The sequence below is a fragment of the Rhodococcus sp. C26F genome (assembly GCF_053345925.1).
This window is the reverse complement of record NZ_JBKFBA010000005.1, coordinates 69658-87607: the sequence shown is the minus strand read 5'-3', so window position 1 is coordinate 87607 and position 17950 is coordinate 69658. Positions and strand designations below refer to the sequence as shown.

General features: G+C 68.1%; 19 protein-coding genes. 5 read left to right on the top strand and 14 right to left on the bottom strand.

All coding sequences use genetic code 11. The features are described 5' to 3' along the window. The first annotated feature begins 14 nt into the window (after positions 1–14). Positions 15–1091: a ferrochelatase gene (locus ACLBYD_RS08745; RefSeq protein ID WP_447816123.1), complete on the top strand. Its 1077-nt coding sequence runs from the start codon at positions 15–17 to the stop codon at positions 1089–1091. Between the two features lie 13 nt (positions 1092–1104). On the opposite strand, the gene ACLBYD_RS08740 is transcribed toward ACLBYD_RS08745, so the two are convergent. After that, positions 1105–1785 carry a winged helix-turn-helix transcriptional regulator gene (locus tag ACLBYD_RS08740; protein WP_447816122.1) on the bottom strand — a complete coding sequence of 227 codons (681 nt, stop codon included), beginning with the start codon at positions 1783–1785 and terminating at the stop codon, positions 1105–1107. 169 nt (positions 1786–1954) lie between these two features. On the opposite strand from ACLBYD_RS08740, the gene ACLBYD_RS08735 reads away from it, so the two are divergent. Next, a complete protein-coding gene (locus tag ACLBYD_RS08735) occupies positions 1955–2785 on the top strand; it encodes a class I SAM-dependent methyltransferase (RefSeq protein ID WP_447816121.1) in 831 nt (276 codons plus the stop codon). A gap of 35 nt (positions 2786–2820) precedes the next feature. On the opposite strand, the gene ACLBYD_RS08730 is transcribed toward ACLBYD_RS08735, so the two are convergent. Beyond that, entirely contained in the window at positions 2821–3630 is an 810-nt protein-coding gene (locus ACLBYD_RS08730; protein WP_447816120.1) for a hypothetical protein, read from the bottom strand. A gap of 82 nt (positions 3631–3712) precedes the next feature. Here ACLBYD_RS08730 and ACLBYD_RS08725 point away from each other — a divergent pair, with 82 nt between their 5' ends. After that, positions 3713–4546 (top strand): DUF3097 domain-containing protein, encoded by an 834-nt coding sequence (locus tag ACLBYD_RS08725; RefSeq protein WP_447816119.1) that lies wholly within the window; start codon positions 3713–3715, stop codon positions 4544–4546. Between the two features lie 12 nt (positions 4547–4558). Here the strand turns inward: ACLBYD_RS08725 and ACLBYD_RS08720 are convergent, their stop codons facing one another. The 11 genes from ACLBYD_RS08720 to ACLBYD_RS08670 form a co-directional block, all read right to left on the bottom strand. Then, the gene (locus ACLBYD_RS08720; RefSeq protein WP_447816118.1) at positions 4559–5296 is read right to left on the bottom strand and encodes a hypothetical protein; all 738 of its coding nucleotides are present in this window, start codon (positions 5294–5296) and stop codon (positions 4559–4561) included. Then, on the bottom strand, positions 5293–6243 hold the full coding sequence (locus ACLBYD_RS08715; protein WP_447816117.1) for an MlaD family protein: 951 nt from the start codon (positions 6241–6243) through the stop codon (positions 5293–5295). The genes ACLBYD_RS08720 and ACLBYD_RS08715 overlap by 4 nt, the downstream gene beginning before the upstream one ends. After that, positions 6240–7268 carry an MlaD family protein gene (locus ACLBYD_RS08710; protein ID WP_447816116.1) on the bottom strand — a complete coding sequence of 343 codons (1029 nt, stop codon included), beginning with the start codon at positions 7266–7268 and terminating at the stop codon, positions 6240–6242. Before ACLBYD_RS08710 ends, ACLBYD_RS08715 begins: the two co-directional genes overlap by 4 nt. Beyond that, the gene (locus ACLBYD_RS08705) at positions 7265–8365 is read right to left on the bottom strand and encodes an MCE family protein (protein ID WP_447816115.1); all 1101 of its coding nucleotides are present in this window, start codon (positions 8363–8365) and stop codon (positions 7265–7267) included. Before ACLBYD_RS08705 ends, ACLBYD_RS08710 begins: the two co-directional genes overlap by 4 nt. Position 8366: 1 nt before the next feature. Continuing rightward, a complete protein-coding gene (locus ACLBYD_RS08700; protein ID WP_447816114.1) occupies positions 8367–9383 on the bottom strand; it encodes an MlaD family protein in 1017 nt (338 codons plus the stop codon). Beyond that, a complete protein-coding gene (locus ACLBYD_RS08695) occupies positions 9383–10420 on the bottom strand; it encodes an MlaD family protein (protein ID WP_447816113.1) in 1038 nt (345 codons plus the stop codon). The genes ACLBYD_RS08700 and ACLBYD_RS08695 overlap by 1 nt, the downstream gene beginning before the upstream one ends. Continuing rightward, complete coding sequence (locus ACLBYD_RS08690; protein ID WP_447816112.1) at positions 10417–11433, bottom strand: MlaD family protein; 1017 nt, start codon at positions 11431–11433, stop codon at positions 10417–10419. The genes ACLBYD_RS08695 and ACLBYD_RS08690 overlap by 4 nt, the downstream gene beginning before the upstream one ends. Before the next feature lie 7 nt (positions 11434–11440). Further along, positions 11441–12325 (bottom strand): ABC transporter permease, encoded by an 885-nt coding sequence (locus ACLBYD_RS08685; protein ID WP_447816111.1) that lies wholly within the window; start codon positions 12323–12325, stop codon positions 11441–11443. Then, on the bottom strand, positions 12325–13170 hold the full coding sequence (locus ACLBYD_RS08680) for an MlaE family ABC transporter permease (protein ID WP_447816110.1): 846 nt from the start codon (positions 13168–13170) through the stop codon (positions 12325–12327). Before ACLBYD_RS08680 ends, ACLBYD_RS08685 begins: the two co-directional genes overlap by 1 nt. Positions 13171–13332: 162 nt before the next feature. Next, complete coding sequence (locus ACLBYD_RS08675) at positions 13333–14196, bottom strand: oxygenase MpaB family protein (protein ID WP_447816109.1); 864 nt, start codon at positions 14194–14196, stop codon at positions 13333–13335. 44 nt (positions 14197–14240) lie between these two features. Further along, entirely contained in the window at positions 14241–14876 is a 636-nt protein-coding gene (locus tag ACLBYD_RS08670) for a TetR/AcrR family transcriptional regulator (RefSeq protein ID WP_159418417.1), read from the bottom strand. A gap of 216 nt (positions 14877–15092) precedes the next feature. Between ACLBYD_RS08670 and ACLBYD_RS08665 the strand changes: the two genes are divergently transcribed. Together ACLBYD_RS08665 and ACLBYD_RS08660 are read left to right on the top strand one after the other, a co-directional pair. Then, positions 15093–15533, top strand: coding sequence for an NfeD family protein (locus tag ACLBYD_RS08665; RefSeq protein WP_060653287.1), 441 nt, complete (start codon positions 15093–15095; stop codon positions 15531–15533). A gap of 2 nt (positions 15534–15535) precedes the next feature. Further along, positions 15536–16777: an SPFH domain-containing protein gene (locus tag ACLBYD_RS08660; RefSeq protein WP_024100834.1), complete on the top strand. Its 1242-nt coding sequence runs from the start codon at positions 15536–15538 to the stop codon at positions 16775–16777. 51 nt (positions 16778–16828) lie between these two features. On the opposite strand, the gene ACLBYD_RS08655 is transcribed toward ACLBYD_RS08660, so the two are convergent. After that, positions 16829–17866, bottom strand: coding sequence for a DMT family transporter (locus ACLBYD_RS08655; protein ID WP_447816108.1), 1038 nt, complete (start codon positions 17864–17866; stop codon positions 16829–16831). Between the last annotated feature and the right edge of the window lie 84 nt (positions 17867–17950).

The following is a 17950-nucleotide window of genomic DNA, read 5'->3' as shown; positions in this document are numbered from 1 at the left end:
GGAAGGCACTCCCCATGACGAACACCCCCGGGGCGTACGACGCGTTGATGCTGCTGTCGTTCGGCGGACCGGAAGGACCCGACGACGTGCGGCCGTTCCTCGAGAACGTCACCCGCGGACGAGGGATCCCGCCGGAACGACTCGACGAGGTTGCGCAGCACTATCTGCACTTCGGGGGTGTCTCGCCGATCAACGCCCTGAACCGGGCGATCATCGACGCCGCCCGCGCCGAGTTCGACGCGCACGGTATCGATCTGCCGATCTACTTCGGCAACCGCAACTGGCATCCCATGGTCGAGGACACCGTCGCGCGGATGCGCGACGACGGGATCCGTAACGCCCTGGTGTTCGCGACCTCCGCCTGGGGCGGCTACTCGGGTTGCCGGCAGTACCACGAGGACATCGCCCGGGCGCGGGACGCCGTCGAGGACGCCCCGCAGCTGACGAAGCTGCGGCACTTCTACGACCACCCACTGTTCCTCGACGCCGTCGCCGACGCCGTGCGCGCGGCCCGCGTCGAACTCGCCGACGACGTGCGCGATTCCGCTCGCGTGGTGTTCACCGCGCACTCCGTTCCGACCTCCTTCGACGCGACCGGTGGTCCGCCGGAGGAGGGTGGCCGTCTCTACAGCCGGCAGGTCGCCGAAGCGGCGCGGCTGGTGGCCGAGGCGCTCGGCGAGGACGACTACGACCTGGTGTGGCAGTCGCGGTCCGGTCCGCCGCAGGTGCCGTGGCTCGAACCCGACATCGTCGACCACATCGACACCCTGCACGAACGGGGAGTCCGCGCCGTCGTGGTCGTGCCGGTCGGGTTCGTCTCCGATCATCTCGAGGTCGTGTGGGATCTCGACACCGAGGCTCGCGACCGGGCCGCTGAGCTGGGCATTTGCTTCTCTCGTGCGGCGACGGCCGGAACCGACCCGCGCTTCGCGCATCTCGTCCGCGAACTCGTCGAGGAACAGCGGGACGTGGTCACCGCCCGTCGCTGCGGCACCGAACCGCTGCTCGGGGCCGCGTGCAACGGGAGCCTGTGCGCCGTCGGGTGCTGCGAGCCGCCGAAACGCCCGTCCCGTCCCGCCGCGAACGGATAGATCCCTCCGCGCCTCACCGGGCGGCGTGCCCGACCGGTGAGGCCAGAGGGGAGTCGAACCAGCGCGGCAGCGACCGGCGCAGGGCGCTCGGACCGTCGACGACTACGGCGCCCGAGCGCAACGCGTCCGTCCAGGTCGCTTCGCCACGCCAGATCTCGGTCAGCTCCCGCAGTCCCGTCGTTACCCGGATCGAGACCTCGAAGCCCGGGTCCTCGTCACACACGTCGACGTCGTGCGGCGTGATGACCATCCACCACCGGCGCGACGCGTGAGTGACCGTCGGGAAGACGAACTCCACGACCACCCGGGATTCCGGCAGGGCCGCATGGTCGACGTGCCGGTGCATGTCCCACATCAGCAGTCGCGGATCGAGGTCGACGTCACCGAGTTTCCCGGTCCACCGCGTGCCCCACGCACCGAGCGCGTCGACGACGGTCTCGAGATCGCGTCCCGCCGGGGTGAGCACGTATCGGACGTCGTTTCCGTCCTCGAGACGCCGCACGATACCCGCCGCCGTGAGCTGGTGCAGTCGCTTCGACAACAGCGTCGGCGACATGCGGGGCAGGCCGCGCCGGAGGTCGTTGAACCGTTCGCTGCCGAGCACGAGTTCGCGCACCACGAGCAGCGTCCACCTCTCGTCGAACAACTCCATCGCCTTGGCGACGGGACAGAACTGGTGGTAGGGCGGGCCCATGATCGGATCGTAGGCCGGTCGGACCGCCACGACCAGCACGGATGTGCGGCGGTGCAGTACAGATTGTGTACTGGAGGACACCGCGTCCGCGTTCCTACAGTCGATCTGTGACCCGGGCCGCTTCCGAGACGGTGCCGAAGCCGGGTCCCTCGACAGGAGGAATCCTCTGATGACCGACATCTCCACGACACACGACGCCGATCTCGCCCTGAAGGCCAAGCACCGGGCGATGTGGGCACTCGGCAACTATCCGGCGGTGGCGACCGAGGTCATCGCCGAACTCGGCCCCGCTCTCGTGGCCGCGACCGGAATCGGTCCGGGCGATCGCGTCCTGGACATCGCCGCCGGATCTGGCAATGCGTCGATCCCCGCCGCGCTCACCGGTGCGACGGTGCTCGCGACCGACCTGACCCCGGAACTGTTCGAGGTCGGCCGCCGTGACGCCGAAGCGGCAGGTGCGACGCTCGACTGGCAGGAAGCCGACGCCGAAGCACTCCCGTTCGACGATGCGAGCTTCGATGCCGTGATCTCTTGCGTGGGAGTGATGTTCGCGCCCCACCACCGGGCCGCTGCCGACGAACTGCTCCGGGTGACCCGCCCGGGCGGACGTATCGGCCTGCTGAGCTGGACCCCCACCGGCTTCATCGGGCAGATGTTCGCGACGATGAAACCGTATGCGCCACCGCCCCCGCCGGGTGCACAGCCGCCGCCGCTGTGGGGCGACGAGGTGCACGTGCGCGAGTTGATCGGCGACCGCGTCACCGACCTTCAGACACGCACGGAAAACCTGCACGTCGAACGCTTCGCGACCGGAGAGGACTTCCGTGAGTTCTTCAAGTCCGCCTACGGCCCCACCATTGCGGTGTACCGCAACATCGCGGACGACCACGATCGGGTCGCGGCTCTCGATCTCGACCTGCTCGAACTCGCCCAGCGTCACGATCTCGGTGGGGGAGCGATGAATTGGGAGTACCTGTTGGTCACCGCGCAACGGAGTTGACGCGCACTGGAGTCGACGCGCACTGCCGGCCGCGGTCAGTGATGGTGCTCGGCCCGCAGAGCCGCCGCGACCGCACCGGTGCGGGCCTCGCGGACCGCGGCCCACAGCGGCTGCAGCGCGCCCTCGCGGCCGGTGGCGGCGGACACCGAACCGGCCCGCAGGCCCCCTCCGCGACCGGCCACGGCGAGGATCGCCGCGACCTGGTCTGCGGTGTCGAGGACGCGCACGGCACGTGCGGGCAGTGACGGGGGATAGCGGTGCCGGGCGAGTTCGGCGACCTCCTCTGCGATCTCCGTCCGCGGATCTGTGCGGCGCCCGTCGGTGCCCACCGTCGGGATTCCGCTCAACGCGGAGGCGGCATCACGCACCGCCTCGCGGATCGCGAACTCGGCGGCACCGAGACCACCGTCGACGGCGATCTCGGGGACCGCCGGCAGCGTGAAGACCTTCCACCGTAGGACGTCCGGACCCTCGATCACGGGTACCAGACCCAGCCCCGGGGCTCCGGGCGCTCCCACGACGACGCCTTCCCCGGCCGCGAGCGCCGCGGAGGCGAACGCCGTACCTGCAGGCAACGCGCGGACGTCGCCCGGGGCGGGAAGGACGAGGTGCAGACCCGCGCCGGCGGCGGTGTCGACGCGGCGGATCAGGGTGAGCAGCAGGGCGGCACCGTCGGCGACACCCTTGTCGGGCAGATCCGCCGCGGAGGCCGTCGCCGCATCGTGGGCACCCACGAGATGCATCGGCGCCCATTCGTGCAGCGCGTCGATCACATCGTCGGGGGAGGCGTGACCGGACAGCCACGACCCCGCCCACACGGTCAGCGTCAGGCTCGGAGAACTCACCCCGAAAGCATACGGCGACCGCGCACGGCGGTCCGGCGTGGCAGCGCGAGCGGTCCCGCGCGATGTCCTAGGGTCGACTGGCGTGAGCCCACGCGATATCTACGGCGGCGACATCTATGCCGGTCACGCCCGCACCAAGAAGAAGGCCGTTCCCGAACTCGCAGCGGAGCGCGGCGTCGTCGTCGAGGACGCCGCATCCGGCTGGTGCGGCGCGATCGTGGGAATCGAGAAGACCTACGACGGCGACTTCGTGCGGCTCGAGGACGCGCAGGGACGCACCCGCCTGTTCGCGATGCGACCCGCGGCGTTCCTGGTCGACGGAGCACCCGTCACCCTCGTCAAACCGAAGATCCGTCCCGCCTCCGCACCGACGAGATCCGCCTCGGGATCCACCCGGGTGGAGGGTCTGCGCGCACGCGTGGCGCGGGGAAGCCGGATCTGGGTGGAGGGCGTGCACGACGCCGCCCTCGTCGAACGGGTGTGGGGGCACGACCTGCGGGTCGAAGGCGTGGTCGTCGAACAACTCGAGGGCCTCGACAATCTCGGCGCCAGGCTGGCCGAGTTCGAACCCGGCCCGGGCCGGCGCGTCGGTGTGCTCGCCGACCACCTCGTCACCGGGTCCAAGGAGGAGCGTCTCACGGCGAATCTCGGTCCGCACGTGATGGTCACCGGCCATCCCTTCATCGACGTATGGCAGGCCGTGAAACCGAAGGCCGTGGGCATCGACACCTGGCCCACCATCCCGCGCGGGCAGGACTGGAAGACCGGCGTCTGCCGTGAACTCGGCTGGGGCACCCCGCAGGACGGCTGGCGACGCGTCTACAACGCCGTGAACTCGTTCCGCGATCTCGAATCGCATCTCATCGGCGCCGTCGAGCGTCTCGTCGACTTCGTCACCGAACCCGACGAGGGCTGACCGACCGGAACCTCAGCGGCCCCCGTCCGCCGGCGCCGGCGCAGGTTCCGACTCCCCGGCGCGGCCCGGCAGGCCGGTGCCCACTCCGCCGACGTCGGTGATGGTCCAGTCCGACGCGCGGTCCATCGTCACCGTGTAGGTCGCGGTGGCGGCGACACCGTCGGGTGTCTGCTTGCTCTTCGAGATCATGTCGACGAAGATCTGCACGACGAAGGTGTCGCCGTCGTTGCTCGCGACCTCGGCGGCGAGCAGCCGGGCGTCGGCGGTGTACTCCATCTGCGTCAGCCACGGAGCCACGACGTCCACGGCCCCTTCGAGTTTCGGTGCGAGTTGTTCGCTGACGCCGTCGGTGAGCGCCGCCCGCCAGGCGTCGAGATCACGGAAGTCGACCTCGGAGACGCTCAGCGCGTAGTCGGAAGCGACGGCCTCGGCCTCGGCCTCGGTGTCGAGGCGGCTCTGCAGGGCCTGCAGTTGCTCGGACGAGTCGTCCGTCGCCCACAGCACCCCGAAGGTGACCGCGGCGGCGACGGCGAGCACCGTCACGACCGCGAGGGCGCGGACCGACGACCACCACGGACCGCGGCTTCCCGCCTCGGTGGCAGTGGCAGGGGCAGTGGCGATGGGGGTGGAGACGGCCGGTTCCTGTTCGGTGACCCCGACGTTCGAGGATCCGACATTCGAGGGCCCGGTGTTCGAAGGTCCGGTGTTCGAGGGGCCGGTGTTCGACATGACGATTTCTTCCTTCTTCATCGGGGTACGTTCACGGTGAATCGGACGCTGTCGCCCGGCATGGTCGCGATGGCCTGTTCGAGCAGGGTACCGAGATCCATCCGGCCCACCACGGAACCGGTGGCCTGGGTGACCGGGCGGAGCGCGACACCGATCGCGCCGAGTTCGGGTGCGAACCTCCTGAGGAAGTCGGCGAGTTCGATCTCCTCCTCGCGCCACGAGCCGAGGATCTCCTCACCCTTCAGTACCGAGGACCCCTCGAAGAGGTACTCGTACGAGACACCGAGGGTCTCACCGAACTGGTCCAGCATGGGAGGCGCCGCGACCATCGCGGGTCGCACCCAGTCCACATCGCCCATCATCCACATCAGGTCGCTCAGTACCGTTTCCAGTGATCCCTCGTGCCGGGTCAGGGTCGACAGCAGCAGCTCGGCGCCACGACCCGCCGCGGGCATGGTCTCCTCGAGACCCGCGACCGATTCGGTGAACGTCGCGGCGAGTTCGTTCAGCGACTCGGCGTCGGTCTGTTCGAGCAGTTCCGAGGTGGTGGCGAGGAGATCGGGTACCGAGGTGGGCAGTTCGACGATCTCGGTCAGGTGGGCGCCGTCCTCGAGATAGGGCCCCTGGGTCGAGGCCGGGAGGAACGAGAACACCGGTTCGCCCAGCGACGACAGGTTCTCGACGCGCATCGTGCTGTCGACGGGGATGCGGTGTTCGGCTTCGTAGGAGATGTTCATGCGGACGAAACCGTCGAGGTTCTGCATCCCGTCGACCCGTCCGATGTTCACCCCGCGGTAGACGACGCTCGATCCGGTGCGCAGTCCTGCCGCGTCGCGCATGTCCACCACGGCGTGCGCCCGGCGCTGGGTCGGATCGATCTGCAGCACACCCACGACGAGATACCAGGTGCCCAGGATCATCACGAGGGCCAAGGCGAGTGCGGACATCCAGGCCGGAATTCGGGTCACGGGATCGCTCCGATCATGCGCAGGAGAACCAGTCCGTCGGCCGCCGGATTCCCCTCGTTACCGGCGATGGTCACCTCACGGATGTCGATGCCGGGTTCGAGCAGGAAGGGGACGAGCTTCTCGTCGACGAGCTCCATGAGTTCTGCTGCGTTGCCGCGCAGTTCGGTGGCGTTCGGCGACGGTTCGCGCAGCAGCGGAGTGAGGATCTCGAGGTTGTCGTTGATGTGCGGGAGGCGGGGGATCAGCCACTCCAGGCCCGTGACCATGGTGTTCACGTCGATGACGATGTTGAGCACGGCCTCCATGAAGTAGGGCACCCGGTCGAGACGCCGACGTGCGGTGTCGGAGAACAGGAACCCCACGTCGTCGCGTGCGGCATCGAGACGCTGGGACAGGTCCTCCGTCGCGACGACGATGCGATCGATCTGGTCGATGTTCGCCGCGGCCTCGCTCAGATCGTTGGAGATGACCGCCGACAACTCACGGGTCTCCTGTGAGTCCTCGGGCAGCACGTCGTTCAGCCGCGCGAGCGAATCCTGCAGGCGGGTCAGGCTTCCGCCGTTGACGAACATCGCGATGCGTTCGAGCATGTCCTCGATCTGCGGACCCGGATCCGTGTCCTGCAACGGGATCGTGTCGCCGTCCTCCAAGGGTGCGCCGTTGCCGTCCTTCGGGGGGAGCAGAGCGATGTAGATGTCGCCGAGCACGGTGTTCTGGCGCAGTTCGGCGCGGGTGCCCGCAGGCACGACCACCGACTCGCGCACGTCGATCCGGGCGACGGCGCTGTGCGGCTCGAGATCGATCGCCCGCAGGGTGCCGACCGAGATGCCCTCGGAACGGACGTCCGCCCCGGCCGGCAGGCTCAGCAGCGATTCGAATTCGAGGTTCAGCCGGTAGGTCGGTCCGCGCACCCCGGAGCCGGGCAACGCGTGGTCACTGGGGTCGAAACTGCATCCGCACAATGACACCAGAGCGGTAAGGACCGCACCGATGAGAAGGCGGGACCGGAAGAACGAACGGGTCACGGCGTTGCTCCGATCGTCGACAGGACCAGCTGGGGCAGCGGCACCGACACCGAGCGGGACGACACCACGGTGCAGCTGTCGGGTGCGATCTGCTCGAGCGCCGTGCAGGTCAGCGCGGCATCGGGGGTCGGCACCTCGGCGCGGGCCGGGTCGAGTTCGACGGCGACCGACCCGGGACGGGTCTGCACCATGGTCTCGAGCATCGTGATCGTGCCGGGAATGGTGGCGAGCAGCTCGCTCGAGCTCTCCGCTTGCGTGCGCAGCATCGTCAGTGTGGGCAGCGTCGAGTTCAGGGCGTTCATCAGGTACGGGAAGTGCTCGTTGAACAGCCGGTCGAGAGGTCCGACGGCCAGCGACAGCTTCTCGACGAGGATCTTCGCCACGACGAGCATCTGTTCGATGCCGGCGAGGCCCGGGGCGAACGTCTGGATGGTGGACTTGACGTTGTCCCAGTCCTCGGTGAGCAGGGTCGTCATCTCGGCCGAGTTGTCGAGGATCTGTCCCAGCTGGTCCATGAAGTTGTCGGGGGAGGAGAGCAGGTCCGCGAGGTCGCGCAGTTCGCGGTTGAGTGTCGGTCCCAGGTCCTCGAACTCACGTCCGGCGTCCTTCAATGCGGTTTCGAGCGGCGCGGTCCCGTCGGGTCCGCGCTCGGTCATCTGCCGCACGAGTTCGGAGAACGATCCGAGCGCGTCCGACACGCTGACCGGGGTACGGGTGTGCGCCGTGTCGATGCACGTCTCCGGCGACAGGGTCGGTCCCGGCCGGGGATCGGCGTCGACGAGTTCGAGCCTGCGGTCGGTGAGGATGGACGCGTTGGTGATCACCGCGCCGGTCTCGGCAGGAAGCTCGCGATCGCCGACGGTCATGTCGACGCGCACGCGCGGCCCGTCGGGTTCGATCCGGTCCACGGTCCCGACCGAGATCCCGCGGATGGTGACCGGGGAACCGGGGTAGAGGCCGTAGGAGTCCTCGAAGTACGCGCAGATCGAGCTGTCGTCCCCCGAGGTCGCGGCGAAGGCGGTCGCGCCGGCCACGGCGAGCGCCACGACCGTCACCGCGGGAACGAGTCGTCGTGTAGTCGTCGTCAGTGTTCGCACGTCAGCACCGTGTTCCCGGCATCGGGAGACAGACGTCGGGTCGCTGGACCGTCAGTCCGCTCTGGTCGACAAGGGCCTGGCCTTCGGGACCGGCGACGGCCGCGAGTCCCGTGAGGGTTGCACGGAGGGATTCCGTCATCGACTCGACGGAGGCCGACAGTTCCGCACTGCTGTCGGCGGCTTCGACGAGATGCGGGATGATCGGTTCGACCTTTTCCTGGTACGGGCCGCTGAGGAAGTCGAACAGCAGCCCGGCGAGCCCGGAGAGTCCGTCGGCGAAGATCTTCACGTCCTGGTGGGCCTCGACGATCTTGGGGCCGAGGATCGCGTAGCCGCGGATGATCTCGAGCGCGAGTTCCTTGTTGTCGTTGGCGGTGCGGAGATATTCGTTGGACAGCTCGAGCAGGCTCTCGATCTGGTCCTTCTGATTCGCGATGACGTCCATGACGGCTTCGAGATCGGTGACCGTGATCCGCACCGAATCCGGGGATTCGCCGAGCAGCGCCGCGGTCTTGTCCAGGGCGGTGCGCAGTGCCTGCGTGTCGAGTTCTTCCACCACCTCGGTGGCCTCCTCGAACATGTCGTTCACCAGGAAGGGCAGTGCTGCGCGGTTCTCGGGGATCGGTTCGGTGAGCGGCTGCCGGCCGGCCGGGTGCACCGCGAGGTACATGCCCCCGATGGGGGTGAGCATCCGCACCGAGACGGAGGTCTGGTCGCCGACGAAATGCTCGGAGTCCACGGTGAACTCGACGTCGACGTGGTCGTCGGCGAGGTGCAGGCCGGTGACCGAACCGACCGGCACACCCGCGATGCGCACGTCGTCGCCCGCGGCGAGCCCCGCCGATTCCGGCAGTTCGAGGCGGTAGGTCGTCGAACCGACCGGTCGCAGATAGAGCACGAGGACGATGCCCGCGACGAGGGCGAGGACGATCAGACCCGACAGCGCCCACCACATCTGGGTGCGGGGATCGGCGTCCTCGGCGCCGAAGTCGAGTCGTCCGAACAGGCGGGTGCGCATCAGGCACCTCCATTGCAGATGGTCAGGGGACGGCCCTGGAGCAGAATGTCGGCCTCGATCGGCAACTGCACTGCGCCGTTGCTGCACTGCCGGGACTCGTCCACGCGCGGCACCAGGGAGTTGATGCCCTCGAAGATTCCCGGCAGCACCGAGAGGGTGTCGATGGCCGTCTGCGGATCCGGGATCACCTGGTCCACGCGGACGATGAAATCGTCGTTGCGTTCGAGGAATCCGTCGTGCTCGGCGGGCGCGCCGAGGCCCAGCTGGGAGAGCAGGTTCACCGTGCGGTCGACCTCCGCCATCTCGAGTGCACCGAGCTTGGTCAAGGACAGGAACTCGGTCATACGTGTCACCAGCGGTGTGAAGATCGAATGGAAGACCTCGAGGATGTTCTCGAGGTTCTCGGACCGGCCTTCGAGTTGCTCGTTGAGGGCCGTGAAGTTGTCGAGCAGGGTGCTCATCAGCGCGCTGCGGTCCTCGGCGTAGCTCGCGAGCTCGGCGATGTCGCGCATCACCGGGGTCGGACTGGACTCGCTGCCCTCGATCAACGCGGCCACATTCGTGGCGAGCCGGTTGTAGACGGCCGGATCGGCCTCGCGCAGAAGCGGTTTGAGCCCGTTGAACACCGCGGTGATGTCGAACGAGTCGACGGTGTTCACGACCAGCTCCGACGGGTCGACCTCCTGGCCGCTCTCCTCGCTGCGATCGAGTTCGAGATAGCGCTGGCCCGTGAGGTTCTGGAACTTCACGAGCAGCCGGTCCGACTCGCGCAGACGGTACTCCTCGAGCACGGTGAAGTCGACGAGCGCACGGTTGCCGTCGGACACCGAGATGTCGGTGACCTTGCCGATCTGTACGCCCCGCAGGCGCACATCGGCGTTCTCCTTGAGGCCGAAGACGTCACCGAACCGGGCCTTGTAGGCGACGGTCGATCCGCCGACGGGACGTTCGATCGCCTGCACGATCAGCACGATGATCAGGACGACGACGCCGGCGAGCAGGGCGAGCCGGACGGCTGCCTGGCGTGGAGTTCTCATCGGGTACCCCCGGTGGTCTCGAGCGGGACCCGGAAGGCCGGGAAGGTGTCGACGAGCACGTCCACCCCCAGGACCACCCGGTCGCCCTGGTGCTGCAGTGCGCCGTCGGCGCCGTCGACGAGCCGGTCGACCTGGTCGGGGGTGACCCCGCCCAGGCTCTGGTTCAGCGGGATCAGGATGTCGAGAAGCATGTCGACGGCAGACGAAGTGGGGCCGAGCGCGCCGACGATCTCACCCGAGAGTGCGAGCACCAGATGCGAGACCTCGGTGATCGTCTCGCTCGCCTGCTGCGTGCGGAAGTCGTCCTCGAGTTCCTCGACGGACGCGATGGCCGACAGAGTGTTCAGTGCCGACGGGGTGAACGCCGCGACACCTTCGGAGACATCCGCGAATTTCGGCAGCAACTCACTGAGCGGCTCGTTCTGGGTGCGGGCGATGTTGCGCATCACGAGCAGCGACGAGGCGAGCAGCGGCGCCATCTGCTGGGTCAGTTCGGCGGCACTGTCGATCGAGTCCGACAGCTGTGGGGTGACCACGTCGAGCAGGAGACGACCGGAATCGCGCAGCACCGTGGTGACGGTGTAGTCCCGGACATCGCCGAGGGCGAGGGTGCTGCCGGCTCGGATCGGCTCGCCGCCGGGCATCGGGATGAGTTCGAGTGCGGTGGAGCCGAAGATGTTCGACGAGACGAAACGGGTGTGCATAGCCGTCGACAACTCGTCGACGTGCTCCTCGTCGACACTGAGCGTGACGATCTGTTGCTGCGGCCCCTGCGGTTCGACCTCGATCACCGATCCGATCGACATGCCCCGCAGACGCACGGCGGTGTCGGTGGAGACCCCGTCGCCGAGATTCGATGCGGTGACGGCGAACTGCACCTCACCGGAGCGGTCGGGTTGCGACGCCCACCAGGCCGCGGTGACGACGAGTGCGGCGGCGACCACGACGGCGAGCCCGCGGATCCGCAGTCCGCGGCGGCTGGGGCCGAAGCCCGAATACTGTGCTGCGCTCACTGATTCCTCACCCCGAGAAGCTGATCGTCGCGTCGAGGCCCCACATGACGAGCGTGAGCACCATGTCGGTGGTCACGATCAGCACGAGGCTCGCCCGGATGGCCCTGCCCGAGGCGATCCCGACCCCCTCGGGACCACCGCTCGCGTGATAGCCCTGGTAGGCGTGCACGAGCGTCACGACCAGGACGAACACGATCACCTTGACCAGCGAGTAGATCAGGTCGATCGGCTCGGTGAACATGTGGAAGTAGTGGTCGTAGGCGCCCGACCCCTGACCCTGCACCACGGTGACGGTCGCGCCGGTGGCGGCGAATCCGAGTGCGAGCGCGATCAGATAGGACGGGACGACGGCGCCGACGGCGGCGATGAGTCGGGTGGAGACGACGTAGGGGATCGAGTCGATGGCCTGGGCTTCGAGCGCGTCGATCTCCTCCGAGATCCGCATGGCGCCGACCTCGGCGGTGATGCGGCAGCCGGCCTGGGCGGCGAACCCGATCGCCGCGATGAGCGGAGCGAGCTCGCGTGGATTCGCCAGGGCCGACATGGCTCCGGTCAGCGGTCCCATCCCGAGCATGTCGAGTGCGGAGAAGCCGACGAGACCGACCATCGCCCCGGCGACGATGCCGAGGATGGCCAGCACCGGTGCGACGCCTCCGCCGACGATGACCGCGCGGCCGTTGCCCCACGTCAGGTCGGTGAAGATGGCGACGGTCTGTCGGCGGTTGCGGCGCAGGGCGTGGCCGATGCCTCGGAAGGAGACGACGACGAAGTGCAGGTAGAGCCCGAGGGATTCGATCGGGTTCCACGCCCGGCCGGCATGGCGCGTCCACCGCAGACCGCGGGGACGATAGGGCGACGGCGTGGCAACGGACCCGCTGCGTGTGGTGCTCATCAGAGGAACCTCATGGGGACGAACATCAGGACCACCTGGGTGACGAAGAGGTTGACGACCATGCAGGCGATGATGCTGAGCACCACGGCCGCATTGACGCTGTCCGCGACGCCCTTCGGGCCGCCCTTGGCCTCGAGGCCCCGTTGGCTGGAGATGATCGCCACCACGTAACCGAAGACCGCGGCCTTGAACAGGCAGACGATCAGGTCGGTGGTCGAGGCGAAACTGCCGAACGACAACCAGTACGAGCCGGGGGCGACCCCCTGGCCGAGCGAGGCCACGGCGAAGCTCGCAAGGATGCTCATGAGGATGATCAGCACCGACAACATCGGGGCGACGACGACCATCGCCAGGATGCGGGGGGAGACCAGCCTGCGCTGGGGGTCGATGCCGAGGGTGCGCAGCGCGTCGATCTCCTCCCGGATGGTGCGCGAGGCGAGGTCGGCCGAGATGGCCGAACCACCGGCACCACCGATGAGCAGGGCCGCGGCCAGGGGCGCGATCTGCTGCATCACTCCCATGCCGCCCACCGCGCCGGCCATCGAGTTGGCGCCGACGTTGTCGGTCATGCTGCCGACCTGGACGGCGATGACGACACCGAGCGGCAGCGCCACCAGAACGGCGGGCACGGCCGAGACGGAGATGAAGAACCATCCCTGAACGATTGCCTCCCGCATCGGGAAACGACCGCGTGCGATGTCGACGAGCAGGTATGCGGTGGAGCGGAACGCCAGACGGAGCGTGCGTCCGAATGTGCGTGTGGAGTCGGCGGTGCGTGTGACCACGGCACCTCCGAACGGCCGCTCGCCCCGGACGTCTGCGTCCGCGGGTCGCGAGGTCTTCATCGAGCCCCCTGATGAACTGACACTGAATCGAGTGGTACTGGGTGGAACCGGCACGGAAGCAACCGGATACCCGAGTCGGGTACTTGAAGGACTGCCGACGACTGCAGCATCGGCTCGCGTCCGTGACGAGTGGACGCGTGTACGGCGGTGACGACCGGTGGGTCAGATCCCCAGCGCGGCGCGGGCTTCCGGGATCATGCGCAGGCGCTCGGGAACCAGCCGGGAGCCGACGCGCATGAGTGCGAGGATCGCTCGGAACTCACGTTCGCGGGCCGCGCTCCACGGCACTCCCCAGATCCGACGGACGGATTCGGGGAATGCGCCGAACATCAACGTCTTCACCGGCCGCCCCGTCAACTTCTCGAGGACGGCGGGAAGGGGCCGGGGGAGTGTGGCGAGTTTCGGCTCGAGGGTTGCGATCACGTCCTGTTCGTCGACGAGTTGCTGCATCCGCCGGGTTCCGGGCGACATCGCGAGCTCGTCGGCGACCCCCCGGTCGACGTAGGCGCGAAGACCTGCCACGTCGTCCGGCATGTCCTGCTCACGAACCCCGAACAGCACGCCGAGCCGGCAGCTCTCCTGGTAGAAGGCCTCCACCTCCGGTGCGGGTTGCGGACCGAAGCAGACCTCGATCGCATAGATGAGCGATTCGATGGTGGTGAGGTGGACCCACGTCCACACGTCGCGGTTCCACGCGTGGTATCTCCGGCCTTCGTAGTCGAGTCCGGTGATGGGGCGGTGCATCTCCCGCAGTTCCCGCGCCGAATCGGCGACGTTCTCGCCGAAGTAGATGCGGTAGGTGTACGCGAGGGTGTTTTCCGCACGTACCGACGGCTCGGTGAACGACTTCGAATGTTGTTCGAGCGCAACCATGACGGTGGGGTGGGTGCCCTGGAGCGACAGCGCCCGGAACAGGAACATCGGCCAGATGCGGCGGTCTGCCAGCAACCGGACGAAGGTGCGGTCGGCGACGGGTACGTCGTCCTCGATGTTTGCGCGAACACGCTGTGCGGGAGTGACTTCCATTGCCGGACTCCTCGGGTTCGAAGGCTGGGGAACGGATGCGGACATCAGCTGTCGGTGGAGGGCGTCGAGGGCACGATCAGGAAGGACAGCATGGTCCGGGCCACCCGTCGTACCCCGTCGTCGGTCGCGGTGGCGCTGCCCAGATCGGGTGCGAGCCACACGCTCGCGAAGAATCGCGAGACGATCTCAGCGGCGGTGGCCGTGTCGAACGTGATCCCCGCCCGTTGTGCGGTGAGGTCGAGTTCGTGGCGGACCGACGTGAGCAGCGCGGCGGTGATCTGCGGATCGTGCAGGAGGGGGAGGGCGGCTCCGTCGTCGACGAATCGTCGTGCGACCGGGTGGTGGCGAACGGTGCGGACCGCTTCGACGATCCATTCGACCGCGCGCTCGTACGGGTCCTCGATGTCGTCGATGGCCGCGTGGAACCGCGTGACGAGCTGATCGAGCTCCCACGCGAACGCGCGACCGAGCAGTTCCTCCTTGGTGTCGAACCGCCGGAAGACCGTCGCGCGTCCGACGCCGGCCTCCGCCGCGACGTCGGCCACGGTCGTCCGCTCGAGGCCGTGATGGCTCAGGCAGCGGATGGTGGCCGCAAGGATTGCGGTGTCGGTCGGATCGGCGTCGGCGCTCTGGCCGATCAACGCTCCCACGAGGAGCGAACGCACGGGGGTGATACCCATAGTTCGGGGACGGTATCACCGATCTCACAACGGCAAAAGGATGTGTTTCGGCTAACTTCACTTATGGAGCGAGGTGGGAGTCCGGTCGGGACGGAAAATGGAAAAATACAGAATTCCCGGCCTGAGATCTCCCCTGCGGGAAGCAGCATCGAAGACGAGGAGCGGAGACCGCTTCCTCCACCAGGGCGTCTGCCAGGATGTCCGATTTGTGGTTCGATGGTGATCGTGGCCGCATTGATTTGGTTGATCGCCGGAGTGGCGTTGGCGGCCGGCGAAGCGCTCACGGGCGATTTCGCGCTGCTCATGCTCGGCGGTGCAGCGCTCGTCACCGGCGGTGTCTCCGCGGTGACCGATCTGCCCGTCTGGATCGACGCGGTGATCTTCGCCGTGACCTCGCTGGTTCTGCTGCTCGGTGTCCGGCCGATGCTGAGACGGCGGTACTCCCAGCCGCCCGCTCTGCCCACCGGGATCGACGCTCTCCCGGGCAAGCACGCCCTGGTTCTCGAGCAGGTGGGGGAGCATTCCGGGCGCGTGAAGATCGACGGTGAGGTGTGGACCGCCAGGCCGCTGGACGCCACCGAGGTGTACGAGCCGGGAACGACAGTGACAGTGATGCAGATAGACGGCGCGACAGCCGTCGTGTGGAGGGGTGTCTGAGGATGGAAGCTCTGATCGTGCTCGCCGTGGTGGTGGCACTGGTCGTGGTGGTCGTGGCCAAATCGGTATCCCTGGTACCGCAAGCGGAGGCCGCGGTCATCGAACGTCTCGGCCGGTACTACCGGACGGCGTCGGGTCAGCTCACCTTCCTGGTGCCCTTCGTCGACCGTATCCGCGCGAAGGTCGATCTGCGCGAACGTGTCGTCTCGTTCCCGCCGCAGCCGGTCATCACCCAGGACAACCTGACGCTGAGCATCGACACGGTCGTGTACTTCCAGGTCACGAACCCGCAGGCGGCCGTCTACGAGATCAGCAACTACATCGCCGCGGTCGAGCAGCTCACCGTCACCACGCTCCGCAACGTCGTCGGCGGAATGACCCTCGAGGAGACGCTCACCTCCCGCGACTCCATCAACGGTCAGCTTCGCGGTGTGCTCGACGAAGCGACCGGCCGATGGGGCCTGCGTGTCGCCCGGGTCGAACTCAAGAGCATCGATCCGCCGCCGTCGATCCAGGAATCGATGGAGAAGCAGATGAAGGCCGACCGCGAGAAGCGCGCGATGATCCTCACGGCCGAGGGTCACCGTGAATCCGCGATCAAGACCGCCGAGGGCGACAAGCAGTCGCGCATCCTCTCCGCCGAGGGTGCGAAGCAGGCCGCGATCCTCGAAGCCGAGGCCGACCGGCAGTCGCGGATCCTGCGCGCGCAGGGTGATCGCGCGGCGCGCTACCTCGAGGCCCAGGGCGAGGCGAAGTCCATCGAGAAGGTCTTCGCCGCGATCAAGGCCGGCAAGCCCACTCCGGAGCTGCTCGCCTACCAGTACCTGCAGACCCTGCCGCAGATGGCCCAGGGCGATGCGAACAAGATGTGGGTGGTGCCGAGCGACTTCGGCAAGGCGCTCGAAGGATTCGCGCGGACGCTCGGCGCGCCCGGCGAGGACGGCGTCTTCCGCTTCGAACCGAGTCCTGTCGACGAGGAACTGCAACGGCCCGAGGACGACAGTGCCGAGGTCGAGGATTGGTTCGCGACCAAGCGCGACCCCGAGGTGGCCCAGGCCGTCGCCGAAGCCGAGGCGGTCGCGCGCAAGCCGGTCGACCCCGCAGTTCGGACGGGTCTCGCCACGGAGGGGACGCAGGGGGGTGCCGGTGAAGGACAGTCGGCGTTGCCCGCAACGCCGCCGGCGCAGCGCTGGATGACGAACGACGCATCCGAGCAGCCGGCCGAGCCGCCGCAACAGCAGTAACGGAACGGATTCGAGTAGGAGGGCGCGCCGGTCGGCGCGCCCTCCCACTCGTCATCGGCGGCCGAGCATCGGCAGTGCCATCGCCACCACGATGAGACCGGCGCCCGCGGCGGCGGGCACGGTCACGGACTCTCCGAAGGCGACCATGCCGATCATCAGCGCGACCACGACTTCGAGGTAGGACAGGCCGGACAGTTCCGCGGCACGAAGGTGCTTGCCCGCGACGACGAGCAGCCCCAGCGCGAACAGACCGCAGACGACGAAGAACCCACCGGCCCACAACCAGTGCGTCGCGGTCATCCCCGTCATGTCGGGTCGGGTCACCGCGACCATCCCACCTGCCGCGACGGCACCGAAGACGAAGTTCCACAGGGACCGGACGTCGGACGGCATGTCGGTGCGATAGCGGTAGCACAGCAGGGCCCCGCCGTAGAAGACTCCCGAGGCCGCGCCCAGCACGGTACCCAGCGTCTCGTGCTCGCCCCCGGACGACTCACCGCCCACCAGGCCGGCGGCGAGCAACATCCCGGCGAACGCCGTGCCGATCGACAAGGCGTCGAGGCGACCGACCCTCTCCTTCAGGAACACCCGGGCGAGGGCCGTCGCGACGACGGGGCCGAGGTAATGGAGAACCACGGCACGGGACAGGTCGGTCAACACCGTGGCGGACAGATAGGTCGCGAGGGACAGTCCGAGGAGGACACCGCCACCGACGACCGACCAGGACAGGCGGGTCCGGCGCAACTGTCCGAGGCGGCGGGACAGCGCGATCAGGAGGAGCATGCCGATCGCTCCGACCGCCATCCGCCCGAGCGTCAGTGCTTCACCGAGCACCGCGCCTTCGGGAGTGGCCTTGCGGCCGAACAATCCTGCGGCGCCCATCGCAGTCGCGGACAGCACGATCGCGGCGATCCCGAGTCGCCGGTTCGCGCGCGGCGGCGACTTCGGGGCGGGGGAGGGAGGGAGAACGGGGCCACGCGACTCGGTCGGTGCAATATCGGCGCGCTGCTCGAGCAGCGCATCATCGGCGCGCGAAGGCGCGCGCAGGGCATCATCGGCGCGCAGGGGCGCGCCCAGGGAAACGGTCACACGTCTACCTCGGGTCCAGGGTGCACGAAACGAGCACCAGCGGGTGTTGTCGTTCCCCGCTCTGTCATCGGACCTGAGAGCTTT

Bases quoted from the DNA above. Each gene is read 5' to 3' on its own strand.
- ACLBYD_RS08745 (WP_447816123.1), top strand. From the start codon at position 15: ATGACGAACACCCCCGGGGCGTACGACGCGTTGATGCTGCTGTCGTTC.
- ACLBYD_RS08740 (WP_447816122.1), bottom strand. From the start codon at position 1,785: ATGGGCCCGCCCTACCACCAGTTCTGTCCCGTCGCCAAGGCGATGGAG.
- ACLBYD_RS08735 (WP_447816121.1), top strand. From the start codon at position 1,955: ATGACCGACATCTCCACGACACACGACGCCGATCTCGCCCTGAAGGCC.
- ACLBYD_RS08720 (WP_447816118.1), bottom strand. From the start codon at position 5,296: ATGAAGAAGGAAGAAATCGTCATGTCGAACACCGGCCCCTCGAACACC.
- ACLBYD_RS08700 (WP_447816114.1), bottom strand. From the start codon at position 9,383: ATGCGCACCCGCCTGTTCGGACGACTCGACTTCGGCGCCGAGGACGCC.
- ACLBYD_RS08695 (WP_447816113.1), bottom strand. From the start codon at position 10,420: ATGAGAACTCCACGCCAGGCAGCCGTCCGGCTCGCCCTGCTCGCCGGC.
- ACLBYD_RS08685 (WP_447816111.1), bottom strand. From the start codon at position 12,325: ATGAGCACCACACGCAGCGGGTCCGTTGCCACGCCGTCGCCCTATCGT.
- ACLBYD_RS08680 (WP_447816110.1), bottom strand. From the start codon at position 13,170: ATGAAGACCTCGCGACCCGCGGACGCAGACGTCCGGGGCGAGCGGCCG.
- ACLBYD_RS08675 (WP_447816109.1), bottom strand. From the start codon at position 14,196: ATGGAAGTCACTCCCGCACAGCGTGTTCGCGCAAACATCGAGGACGAC.
- ACLBYD_RS08670 (WP_159418417.1), bottom strand. From the start codon at position 14,876: ATGGGTATCACCCCCGTGCGTTCGCTCCTCGTGGGAGCGTTGATCGGC.
- ACLBYD_RS08665 (WP_060653287.1), top strand. From the start codon at position 15,093: ATGGTGATCGTGGCCGCATTGATTTGGTTGATCGCCGGAGTGGCGTTG.
- ACLBYD_RS08660 (WP_024100834.1), top strand. From the start codon at position 15,536: ATGGAAGCTCTGATCGTGCTCGCCGTGGTGGTGGCACTGGTCGTGGTG.